Origin of the sequence: Brenneria sp. L3-3C-1 (assembly GCF_016456245.1) — a bacterium.
In the GTDB taxonomy this organism is placed as follows: domain Bacteria; phylum Pseudomonadota; class Gammaproteobacteria; order Enterobacterales; family Enterobacteriaceae; genus Brenneria.
The window spans coordinates 24,403-36,039 of record NZ_JAEMHF010000009.1 but is presented as its reverse complement, the minus strand read 5'-3'; the positions used below and the strand labels follow the sequence as shown (position 1 = coordinate 36,039).

8 protein-coding genes are annotated in these 11,637 nt (G+C 53.7%); 6 read left to right on the top strand and 2 right to left on the bottom strand.

The window, feature by feature from the left end; translation table 11 throughout:
* The first annotated feature begins 113 nt into the window (after positions 1-113).
* Positions 114-1,505, top strand: coding sequence for a hexose-6-phosphate:phosphate antiporter (gene uhpT, locus JG725_RS15925; RefSeq protein ID WP_172290992.1), 1,392 nt, complete (start codon positions 114-116; stop codon positions 1,503-1,505).
* 207 nt (positions 1,506-1,712) lie between these two features.
* Here uhpT and eptB read toward each other — a convergent pair whose 3' ends face one another.
* Entirely contained in the window at positions 1,713-3,392 is a 1,680-nt protein-coding gene (gene eptB / locus JG725_RS15920; protein WP_172290991.1) for a kdo(2)-lipid A phosphoethanolamine 7''-transferase, read from the bottom strand.
* Positions 3,393-3,640: 248 nt separating this feature from the next.
* Positions 3,641-5,392, bottom strand: a complete 1,752-nt coding sequence (gene ligB, locus JG725_RS15915; RefSeq protein ID WP_199378779.1) for an NAD-dependent DNA ligase LigB — start codon at positions 5,390-5,392, stop codon at positions 3,641-3,643.
* Between the two features lie 315 nt (positions 5,393-5,707).
* On the opposite strand from ligB, the gene gmk reads away from it, so the two are divergent.
* Genes gmk through recG form a run of 5 tightly spaced genes read left to right on the top strand, consistent with a single transcriptional unit; the run spans position 5,708 to position 11,555 of the window.
* The gene (gene gmk / locus JG725_RS15910; RefSeq protein WP_172290989.1) at positions 5,708-6,331 is read left to right on the top strand and encodes a guanylate kinase; all 624 of its coding nucleotides are present in this window, start codon (positions 5,708-5,710) and stop codon (positions 6,329-6,331) included.
* A gap of 54 nt (positions 6,332-6,385) precedes the next feature.
* Positions 6,386-6,661, top strand: a complete 276-nt coding sequence (gene rpoZ, locus JG725_RS15905; protein WP_048636744.1) for a DNA-directed RNA polymerase subunit omega — start codon at positions 6,386-6,388, stop codon at positions 6,659-6,661.
* An 18-nt stretch (positions 6,662-6,679) separates the two neighbouring features.
* Positions 6,680-8,779, top strand: a complete 2,100-nt coding sequence (gene spoT, locus JG725_RS15900) for a bifunctional GTP diphosphokinase/guanosine-3',5'-bis pyrophosphate 3'-pyrophosphohydrolase (RefSeq protein WP_172290988.1) — start codon at positions 6,680-6,682, stop codon at positions 8,777-8,779.
* A gap of 5 nt (positions 8,780-8,784) precedes the next feature.
* Positions 8,785-9,477: a tRNA (guanosine(18)-2'-O)-methyltransferase TrmH gene (trmH, locus tag JG725_RS15895; RefSeq protein ID WP_172290987.1), complete on the top strand. Its 693-nt coding sequence runs from the start codon at positions 8,785-8,787 to the stop codon at positions 9,475-9,477.
* Positions 9,477-11,555: an ATP-dependent DNA helicase RecG gene (recG, locus tag JG725_RS15890; protein WP_199378777.1), complete on the top strand. Its 2,079-nt coding sequence runs from the start codon at positions 9,477-9,479 to the stop codon at positions 11,553-11,555. The genes trmH and recG overlap by 1 nt, the downstream gene beginning before the upstream one ends.
* The last annotated feature ends 82 nt before the right edge of the window (positions 11,556-11,637 follow it).

Sequence of the window (11,637 nt, the reverse complement as noted above, 5' to 3'; positions counted from 1 at the left end):
CCAAAACCGGGAAAATTTCCTAGTTTTTACTGGATGATGTCTTAAGCCAGTACCGACCTCCGTTTCTTACAATGCAGCCACTTCCAGCGTTTGCGTAGTAAGAGGAGACAACCATGCTGGCCTTTCTTAATCAGGTGCGCAAGCCGACCCTGAATCTGCCGCTCGAAGAGCGGCGCAAAATGTGGTTCAAGCCCTTTATGCAGTCCTATCTGGTGGTCTTTATCGGCTACCTGACCATGTACCTGATCCGCAAGAATTTTAATATCGCGCAGAATGACATGATCTCCACCTACGGCTTGAGTATGACTCAACTGGGGATGATTGGTCTGGGCTTCTCCATCACCTACGGCGTGGGGAAAACGCTGGTCTCCTATTATGCGGATGGCAAAAACACCAAGCAGTTCCTGCCGCTGATGCTGATCCTGTCCAGTATCTGTATGCTTGGCTTCAGCGCCAGCATGGGTTCCGGCTCCATCAGCCTGTTTTTGATGATTGCCTTCTACGCGCTGAGCGGGTTCTTCCAGAGCACCGGCGGATCGTGCAGCTATTCCACGATCACTAAATGGACGCCGCGCCGTAAGCGCGGAACCTATCTTGGCATGTGGAACATCTCGCATAATCTGGGTGGCGCGGGCGCGGCGGGCGTGGCGCTGTTCGGCGCGAACTACCTGTTCGACGGCCATGTGATCGGTATGTTTATCGTACCGTCGGTTATCGCGCTGATTGTCGGCTTTATCGGTCTGCGCTACGGCAGCGACTCGCCGGAAGCTTACGGTCTGGGTAAAGCGGAAGAGCTGTTTGGCGAAGCGATCAGCGATGAGGACAAAGAGACGGAAGACGGCTCGATGACCAAATGGCAGATCTTTGTCGAGTACGTGCTGAAGAACAAAGTGATCTGGCTGCTGTGTTTCTCCAATGTCTTCCTTTATGTGGTGCGTATCGGTATCGACCAATGGTCGACGGTCTACGCCTTTCAGGAACTGAAGCTGTCAAAAGAAGTGGCGATTCAGGGCTTTACCCTGTTTGAAGCCGGTGCGCTGGTCGGTACGCTGCTGTGGGGCTATCTCTCCGACCTTGCCAACGGCCGCCGCGCCCTGGTTGCCTGTATCGCGCTGGCGCTGATCATTGCCACCCTCAGCGTCTACCAGCATGCCAGCAATGCGTACGTTTACCTCTCCTCGCTGTTTGCGCTGGGTTTTCTGGTCTTTGGTCCGCAACTGCTGATTGGCGTCGCCGCCGTAGGCTTTGTACCGAAAAAAGCCATTAGTGCGGCCGACGGCATTAAAGGCACCTTTGCCTACCTGATTGGCGATAGCTTCGCGAAACTGGGCCTGGGGATGATTGCGGACGGTACGCCGATCTTCGGTCTGACCGGCTGGGCCGGCACTTTCGCCGCGCTGGATACGGCCGCCATCTGCTGTATCTGTCTGATGGCCATCGTTGCGGTGATGGAAGAACGTAAAATCCGCCGCGAAAAACAGGTTCATCAACTGAAATCCGCGTGACCGGTTGATAATATGCCATTGCCCAGTCTATCGACTGGGCTCAAACCGTTGACAAAGCCCGTTATTAGGGAGAACGTGGCTAGGGGCCGTAGCGGCGTAAGCCGCCGGAGCGCCCCTCGGTACGCTAGGCCCGGGTATCTCAGGCTTACAAACGACTTTGTCAGCAACCTCTGCCCAGTCTAGGCTTAACCGCGCCAAACATCATCGTCAGCTTCCGGTCTTGTTGCACCAGTTGTTTTTCGGGTTGATGCCGCCATCCGGCGAGGTATATCCCAGACATCCCAAAATGGTATCAAACAGCTCTTCATGGCGATGGGTTTTGCCGATTCGCTGCTGTGCTTTTAACCGATCAAACGCATTCATATTACCTGAGTCAGCCAGAAATTTATCCGATGCCCAGACTATCATCGGCGATCGGAACTGTTCCGGCGGCGCCATTTGGCGCGGCGTACCGTGTAAATGATAGTTATCATCGATGGATTCACCGTGATCGGAGGCATAAAACACCAATGCTTTCTTATCCCGCACCTGGTTAATCACGTTTTCGATAAAGCTATCGGTGTACAGCACGCTATTATCAAACGCATTAATCAGCTGTTCACGGGAACAGGATGCATCGACGCCCATACATTCCGGCTGATAGCGGGCATAGCTACGGGGATAGCGCATCGAGTAAAGATAGTGGGACCCCTTGGTATGCAGCACAATCAGATGCTTACCTTTCGGGTAGCGCTCCAGCGACTCCCTGACTTCATCCACCAGCAGCATGTCATCCACCGACTTACCGTCGTTGCTTTTTTCCGACGCGATCATTTCACGGAAAGAGTAGTTATCGGCTTCAATGCTGTTATAGAACCAAACTTCACTCTGCATCGCGAATAGCTCGGACGTGAACCCCAGTTCCTTTAATACCGCAAAGATATTCTGCTCCTTCAATGTCCGCTGAGGATTATCTTCCGTACCACCTTCCCGTACAAACATGCAACGCATGGAGAGTTTGGTCGAGGTATCACAGGATTTTCCGCGGAAAGCCACCAGATTTTTTTCTTTCGACAAGCGGGGCGTGGTATCGCGCTCATACCCTAACAGCCCCATGTGATCCCAACGGGTGGTTTCGCCAATGATGAAAACCACATAGGTATCATCAATCCCGGTTGGCGGAAGGTAAGTAAAATGTTTGCCGGGATCGAACAAATTCGTCGCGTCCTGACTTTCGTCATATTTCGTATAGGCAAATAATCCCAAAGCAGACAGCCAGTTCGATGGCAGATACGAATGCGCAACCACGCCGCCATAGCTGGGTAAGTCAACATTAGAGAGCTTTTCCGAGACCGACTGGGCCTTATCCATATAGCGGATCGGTAACCATACCAGGGCAACCACAGCCAGTAAGATCAACACCGGCGTCAGGCGTTTCCCCGGCGACGTTAGCTGTTCAATTAGTGTATGACGTAAGGCATTTTTCCAAATCAATAACAAGGGTAATGCGCTTACCGCCAGCATCCACAGAATAAAACGGAAACCGATAACTTCTTTAGAAAGATCAATGTCCGTCGTCATAACCGCGGCAATAATGCCGTAGCCGATAACGACATTAAAAAACGTCATGTAATAACTGGCGGCGACAGAAATCAGCACCAGCAGTGAGGCAACGACGCGATAAAAATAGCGCCCGCCCAGAGAAATAATCCGCATAAGAAAAAAGGTAAACAATATACAGGCCAGCAATTCAATTATTGCCGGGGTAAATTTTGATAGCTGCTTACCTGTAAATACCGAAAAAGCATCAAATCTTCGATAAAAGACTGAAAGATTAAGGAAAAGACCGATATATATTGCCAGAAAGAACGATAACTTAGGCTGTGAAATCGCGGGGCCAAACTTCATCGCTTCAAGTGCTCCGATAAAACGAATTATTATCTGAAGCTAGTAGGACAACGGGGCAATGAGGGAGTTCATTACTAAACCTCGCATTTATTCTTTCCCGTATGCGACAATAATTACAAAAAATAGATAAATCCGATGGCTAATCATAAATGTTATTTATGATTATTGCGCTAATATCTAATATGTCCGGTAGTGTTATAGCCTTTAATGATGCTTTAATTTTTTCCCGTCCGTTTCGGCACTGGCTATTATTCACTCAGTCTGGAAATAATAACCATGTTTTGGGGTACGGCCTCCGTCCGGTTTTTAATATCTATCCCCGCGTTACTTAACGAGGCAATAAGCTCCACCACGACCGGATGATGCAAAAAAGCCATGATCTCTTCCGCTCGCCTGGCGCCAACCCCCGGAAACTGCCGCCACTGCCGTGCGGTACGCTGTTGTAACTGTAACCAGCTCATATTCTCCAGCGCTCCCCGCGCCGAACGAGGCAAGGGAACCCCCAGCGCCCATAGCCAGCGAACCAAAGGCTGCTGACGAGCCTGCTGTAGAATCTCATAAATACTCTCGGCCTGCCTGGCGCCAATACCTTTAACGTCCTTTATTTGTGCTCTGGTCAGCGCCAACCATGACACGACATCCCGCAATACGCCCTGCTGCATCAAACGTCGCCATATCCCTTCACCGATGCCTTTAAGATTCAGCCCCTGATCGCTACTTAACCAGGTTAGCCGTGAAAGCATCTGTTGCCGGCAGGCTATGCTGTACTGAAAACAGCTGAAATTGTGAAAGTCGTCCTCTTTCGGCGGCGTTACCGGCGAACGCTCGGCAACCCGCCACGCCACGTTATCCAGCCGTGGAATACCTTGCCCCGCCAGACTGATGCTCACCTGATCGCCGGGCAGAACATCCCATTGTTTCCAGCGTGATAGCGATCCGACATTGACCCGGCGAACCGACTTGTCATCCAGCCGCAACGGGTTGAGGCTCAGTACGACGCTGATCTTGCCGGTACGGCCGATAGCAAAATTAACCCCGTTAACCTCCGCCACCTGCCGCACCGGCGGATATTTCCAGGCGACGGCCCCGTCGGCCGGCGTATCCCGCCAGAAGCGTCCCGGCGATTCTTTGCCCTGACGGATCACCACGCCATCGGTTACGAAAGGAAGAGGATGACGATACCAGCGCTCCCGCCAACGCTCAGCCTCCTCCAACGAGGAAATCCTGTGCGTGTAGTCAGCGGTCATGGCGAACCCCATCGCCTGCAATCCCTTAAGGCGCTCAGGCAACGTGGCCGGGCCGTCGGGCCAACCCCAGATAAAGATGCCGATTCGCGGCAAAACAGCCGAAGAGTCATGGCGCCGCATCTCCCCGGCGACCACCGCGCGGGCATTTATTCCACCGTGCAGATTTTGCCGATGATCGACAACGTTGAGAAATAGCTCCCCCTGTAGCACCAAGGTTGACGGCGCCCCGGTCAGCGTTTTAGGGATATCCGGCATGGCGAGGACTTTTTTCGTCCAGTTTTCCCCGCGCAAACCATTGCCGCGGCTGATGGCCGATGCCAATTTCCCCTGCCGATACACCAGCGTTACCGCCACGCCATCAATTTTGGGCTGGATCCATAAATCCTGATGCTGTTTTATCCATCGCGACAGTTGCCCGCGATCGGACAGCTTTTTTAAGCCGGTATGCGCGACCGGATGACGCTGTTTACCGTTATCCGGCAGTCGGACGGCAAAATCCGCGCCCTCGGGTTGAAAACAACGCCGCCAGTGGTTCAGTCTGCTTCTGAGCTGATCATAAACCTCGTCATCCACCGGACTGGCGCCGGCTTTATAATAAGCGTCATCCCACTGCGCCAACTGCCAGTTCAACATCCCCATTTCTTTTTGGGCGCGACCCGTCGGCCAGTCCGGACAAGACGGCGCGGCGATTAACGGCCAACCAGCGACGCCCGCCAATATTACGATGACAAACCGACTGAACCCGCAATTCATGTAACCTCCCATAAGTACCGACTGAGCGCAGTACAACGCAGCCGCGAACAAAAAACGAGAGTAAAAACCGAGGAATGCAAAACGCTTCGCAACGTTTTTTGTCGTTTGCAATCAGTATGAAAAATCACCGGGAGCGGCTGCGCAACGCATGCGGAAAAGGTTGGCAGAAAGCATTTCTGGTGGCATAACGGTAAAACATTCTGCAATGACATTTATCACAGCGCGACTGATGGCGTATTGGCGTGTATAATGTGGGGAAATGCGGGTTCCGCCGCATTTATATCAATAATTAATTGCAATTAATAAAACTTCACTATGGCTCAAGGCACGTTATATATCGTTTCCGCTCCCAGTGGGGCCGGAAAGTCCAGTTTGATTCAGGCGCTATTAAAAACGCAGCCGCTTTATGACACTCAGGTATCGATCTCCCATACCACCAGAGCCAAACGACCGGGGGAAAGCCACGGCGAGCACTACTTCTTTGTCTCGGTTGATAAATTTAAGCGTATGATCCAGGAAAACGAATTTCTGGAATATGCGGAAGTCTTCGGTAATTACTACGGTACGTCCCGGTTAGCCATTGAACAGATATTGGCGACGGGCGTAGATGTATTTCTGGATATCGACTGGCAGGGCGCCCAGCAAATCCGTACCCATATGCCGCAGGCGCGCAGCATTTTTATTTTGCCGCCGTCAAAAGAAGAACTGGCGCGCCGACTGCGCGGCCGCGGTCAGGATAGTGAAGAGGTTATTGCCCGCCGCATGGCGCAGGCGGTGGCTGAAATGACGCATTACGCAGAATATGATTATTTAATCGTTAATGATGATTTCGATTTGGCGTTGCTCGATCTGAAAACCATTATTCGCGCCGAACGTCTGCTGCTGGGCAGGCAAAAAGTTCGGCATGAGGCATTAATCACCAAACTATTGGCAGACTGACGGCTCTTTCAGTATGATGCCCAGTCATTTTATTTCCCTGTGGAGTAGCACATTATGGCACGCGTAACTGTTCAAGACGCTGTAGAGAAAATTGGTAATCGTTTTGACCTGGTGTTGGTCGCTGCTCGTCGCGCCCGTCAGATCCAGACTGGTGGTAAAGAGCCGCTGGTAGCGGAAGAAAACGATAAGTACACCGTGATCGCCCTGCGCGAGATCGAAGAAGGCCTGATCAACGCCCAAATCCTGGACGTTCGTGACCGTCAGGAGCAGCAAGAGCAGGAAGCCGCGGAAATTCAGGCGGTCACCGCGATTGCTGAAGGCCGCCGTTAATCAGACCGCGAGTCGCCCTTGTACCTTTTTGAAAGCCTTAATCTGCTGATTCAACGTTATCTGCCGGAAGAGCAGATTAAACGTTTACGCCAGGCTTACCTTGTTGCACGTGATGCTCACGAGGGGCAGACTCGCTCCAGTGGCGAACCCTATATCACTCACCCGATTGCCGTTGCCTGTATTCTGGCCGAGATGCGTCTTGACTATGAAACGCTGATGGCCGCGCTGTTGCACGATGTGATAGAAGACACCCCCGCCACCTATCAGGACATGGAACAGCTCTTCGGCAAGAGCGTCGCCGAACTGGTGGAAGGCGTCTCCAAACTCGACAAGTTGAAGTTCCGCGATAAGAAAGAAGCGCAGGCTGAGAACTTTCGCAAGATGATCATGGCGATGGTGCAGGATATCCGCGTCATTCTGATCAAACTGGCCGACCGTACCCACAATATGCGCACGCTGGGTTCTTTACGCCCGGATAAGCGCCGGCGCATTGCCCGCGAAACGTTGGAAATATACAGTCCGCTGGCGCATCGGCTGGGTATCCATCACCTGAAAACCGAGCTTGAAGAGCTGGGTTTTGAAGCGCTCTATCCCAACCGTTACCGCGTAATCAAAGAGGTGGTCAAAGCCGCCCGCGGCAACCGGAAAGAGATGATCCAGAAAATCCTTGCCGAGATTGAAGGCCGTTTGACCGAAGCCGGAATTGCCTGCCGGGTAAGCGGCCGTGAAAAACACCTTTATTCCATCTACTGCAAGATGCATCTGAAAGAACAGCGTTTTCATTCCATTATGGACATTTACGCTTTTCGGGTGATCGTTAAGGAACTGGATACCTGCTATCGCGTGTTGGGTCAGGTGCATAGTCTGTATAAACCCCGCCCCGGCCGGGTAAAGGATTATATCGCCATTCCCAAGGCGAACGGCTATCAGTCGCTGCATACTTCGCTGATTGGTCCGCACGGCGTTCCGGTGGAAGTGCAGATCCGCACCGACGATATGGATCAGATGGCGGAAATGGGCGTTGCCGCGCATTGGGCCTATAAAGAAGGCGAAAGCAGCACCACCGCCCAGGTTCGCGCCCAGCGCTGGATGCAAAGCCTGCTGGAATTGCAGCAGAGCGCGGGCAGTTCGTTTGAATTTATCGAAAGCGTTAAGTCCGACCTCTTTCCCGACGAAATGTATGTCTTCACGCCGGAAGGCCGGATTGTGGAATTGCCCGCCGGCGCAACGCCGGTCGATTTCGCCTATGCCGTACATACCGATATCGGTCATGCCTGCGTCGGCGCCAGAGTCGATCGCCAGCCCTATCCGTTGTCGCAGCCGCTGACCAGCGGGCAGACCATTGAGATCATTACCGCGCCAGGCGCCAGACCAAACGCCGCCTGGCTGAACTTCGTCGTCAGCTCTCGAGCGCGCGCCAAAATCCGCCAGATGCTGAAAAACCTTAAGCGCGATGACTCCGTCAGTCTGGGCCGTCGTTTGCTGAACCATGCTCTGGGCAGCGGCCGTAAACTGTCTGATATTCCGGAAAAAAATATTCAGCTTGAGCTTGACCGAATGAAGCTTGCCACGCTGGACGATCTGATGGCGGAAATCGGGCTGGGCAATGCCATGAGCGTGGTGGTGGCGAAAAATCTGCTGAACGAACAATCCCAGTTGGAAAATACCGGGCTGCGCAAATTGCCGATTAAAGGCGCGGATGGCGTGATGATTTCATTCGCCAAATGCTGTCGCCCTATTCCGGGCGATCCGATTATCGCTCACGTCAGCCCCGGTAAAGGACTGGTTATCCACCACGAATCCTGCCGCAACATCCGCGGTTATCAGAAAGAGCCGGAAAAGTTTATGGCCGTGGAGTGGGATAAGGTGACCGATCAAGAATTTATCGCCGAAATCAAGGTGGATATGTTCAACCATCAGGGCGCGCTGGCTAATCTGGCTGCCGCAATTAATACGGCGAACTCAAATATCCAGAGCATCAATACCGAAGAAAAAGACGGCCGCGTATACAGCGCGTTTATCCGACTCACCACGCTCGACCGCGTTCATCTGGCGAATATTATGCGCAAAATCCGCGTAATGCCGGATGTAATAAAAGTTAACCGTAACCGAAATTAACCGTTATGACGCCTCAACGCTATGCACGCATAAGAGAGATGCTGACCTGCCGTCAGCCTGATCTGACAATCTGCATGGAGCAGGTGCATAAGCCGCATAATGTTTCCGCCGTTATTCGTACGGCCGATGCCGTGGGCGTCCATCAGATCCATGCCATATGGCCCACCAGCAGAATGAAAACGCTGGTATCTTCCGCCGCCGGCAGCAATAGCTGGGTACAGGTTAAAACCCATCGCACCATTCATGACGCCGTCAGCCACCTGCAAACGGCAGGCATGCAGATTCTGGCGACGCACCTTTCTGAACAGGCCGTCGATTTCCGCGACATTGATTATACCCGCCCGACCTGTATTTTACTGGGGCAGGAAAAAACCGGTATTAGCCCGGAAGCGCTAAAACTGGCCGATAAAGATATCATTATTCCGATGACCGGCATGGTGCAGTCGCTGAATGTCTCCGTCGCATCCGCATTGATTCTGTATGAAGCTCAGCGCCAGCGTCAGTTAGCCGGCATGTACCAGCGCGAGGACAGCCCATTGGACGAAGAAGAGCAACAGCGGTTGCTGTTTGAAGGCGGCTACCCGGTACTGGCGCGAGTCGCCAAACGTAAGGGTCTGCCGCGCCCTTATATTGATAGCAGCGGCCAGATCGTTGCCGATACCGCCTGGTGGGCCTCAATGCAATCCTCGGAGCGCTGATGAAAGGCCGCCTGAATACCCAACCGTTGAGCACGCTTGCCGGCGTGGGTAGCAGTCAGGCGGCTAAACTTGCCCGCCTCGGGCTGGAAACCGTGCAGGATCTGTTGCTGCATCTGCCGTTACGCTACGAAGACCGCACTCGCCTTTACCCGATTGGCGACCTGCTCCCCGGCATGTTTGCCACGGTGGAAGGCGAAATTCTGCGCCACGACATTACCTTCGGCAATCGGCGTATGCTGACTTGCCAAATCAGCGATGGCAGCGGCGTGCTGACCATGCGTTTTTTCAATTTCAACGCCGCCATGAAGAACAGTCTGGCGCCGGGTCAGCGGGTCACCGCCTACGGTGAAATCAAGCGCGGCAAAATCGGCGCTGAAATTATCCACCCGGAATATCACCTACAGGGCGATAACACACCGGTGGAATTACAGGGATCGCTGACGCCGGTTTATCCCACCACCGAAGGCGTTCGTCAGGCAACATTGCGTAAACTGACCGATCAGGCGCTGGCGCTGCTGGACGCCAATCCGATCGACGAACTGCTGCCGCAAGAACTGAGTCGATCGCTCATCAGCCTGCCCGAAGCCCTGCATATCCTGCACCGTCCCCCGCCGGACATTCAACTCAGCGAACTGGAACTGGGTAAACACCCGGCGCAACAGCGGCTGATTATGGAAGAACTGCTGGCGCATAACTTAAGCATGCTGGCCGTTCGCGCCGGCGCGCAAAGCTACCGGGCATTATCCCTGGCGGCTGATGATTCTCTTAAACTACGCCTGCTGACGGCGCTGCCGTTTACGCCGACTGCCGCGCAGGAACGCGTGGTTGGTGAAATTGAAGCCGATCTGGCAAAAGAGTTCCCCATGATGCGATTGGTACAAGGGGATGTCGGGTCAGGAAAAACGCTGGTTGCCGCGCTGGCCGCGCTACGGGCGATAGCGAACGGAAAACAGGTCGCGCTAATGGCGCCGACCGAGCTGCTGGCGGAACAACATGCCCATAACTTTCGCCAGTGGTTTGCGCCGCTGGGGATTGAGGTGGGCTGGCTGGCCGGCAAGCAGAAAGGAAAAGCCCGACAGGCGCAGCAGGACGCCATTGCCAGCGGTCAGGTATCCATGGTCGTGGGCACTCACGCCATCTTCCAGCAACAGGTCAAATTCAACGGGCTGGCGCTGGTGATTATTGATGAACAACACCGTTTCGGCGTACATCAGCGTCTGGCATTGTGGGAAAAAGGCGAACAACAGGGGTTCCACCCACATCAGTTGATTATGACCGCCACCCCGATCCCCCGCACGCTGGCGATGACGGCTTACGCCGATCTGGATACCTCGGTCATTGATGAACTGCCGCCAGGCAGAACGCCCGTCACCACGGTTGCCATACCGGATACGCGCCGTAATGAGATTATTCAACGTGTCGATAACGCCTGCCGGCAAGAAGGCCGGCAAGCCTATTGGGTCTGTACGCTGATTGAAGAATCCGATCTGTTGGAAGCCCAGGCCGCCGAAGCGACCTGCCAGGAATTAACCGCCGCCCTGCCTGACATCACCGTCGGATTAGTCCACGGACGCATGAAAGCGCAGGAAAAACAGGCAGTCATGCAGGCTTTTAAACAAGGCGAACTGCAATTGTTGGTCGCCACCACGGTGATTGAAGTGGGGGTTGACGTGCCTAACGCCAGCCTGATGATTATCGAAAATCCAGAAAGGCTTGGCCTAGCGCAGCTTCACCAGTTACGCGGCCGCGTTGGACGGGGCGCGGTCGCTTCTCATTGTGTGCTGCTTTACAAAACCCCGTTGAGCAAAACGGCGCAAAAACGGCTTCAGGTATTACGCGACAGCAACGATGGCTTTGTCATTGCGCAACGTGATTTGGAAATTCGCGGCCCGGGTGAACTGCTGGGTACGCGCCAAACCGGCGCCGCGGAATTTAAAGTCGCCGATTTACTCCGCGATCAGGCACTGATCCCGCAGGTGCAGCGCGTCGCCCGTCATCTCCACCAACGCTACCCGGAACACGCCAAGGCGTTGATTGAACGCTGGTTACCCGAAAGAACCCGTTATACCAATGCCTGACGGCGCCATCATTCAGCACAATATCCCTTTAAATAATAAGGCATTACCAGCCAGACAAATTTCATATCGGAAACGCCGTTCC

Bases quoted from the DNA above. Each gene is read 5' to 3' on its own strand.
- uhpT (WP_172290992.1), top strand. From the start codon at position 114: ATGCTGGCCTTTCTTAATCAGGTGCGCAAGCCGACCCTGAATCTGCCG.
- eptB (WP_172290991.1), bottom strand. From the start codon at position 3,392: ATGAAGTTTGGCCCCGCGATTTCACAGCCTAAGTTATCGTTCTTTCTG.
- ligB (WP_199378779.1), bottom strand. From the start codon at position 5,392: ATGAATTGCGGGTTCAGTCGGTTTGTCATCGTAATATTGGCGGGCGTC.
- gmk (WP_172290989.1), top strand. From the start codon at position 5,708: ATGGCTCAAGGCACGTTATATATCGTTTCCGCTCCCAGTGGGGCCGGA.
- rpoZ (WP_048636744.1), top strand. From the start codon at position 6,386: ATGGCACGCGTAACTGTTCAAGACGCTGTAGAGAAAATTGGTAATCGT.
- trmH (WP_172290987.1), top strand. From the start codon at position 8,785: ATGACGCCTCAACGCTATGCACGCATAAGAGAGATGCTGACCTGCCGT.
- recG (WP_199378777.1), top strand. From the start codon at position 9,477: ATGAAAGGCCGCCTGAATACCCAACCGTTGAGCACGCTTGCCGGCGTG.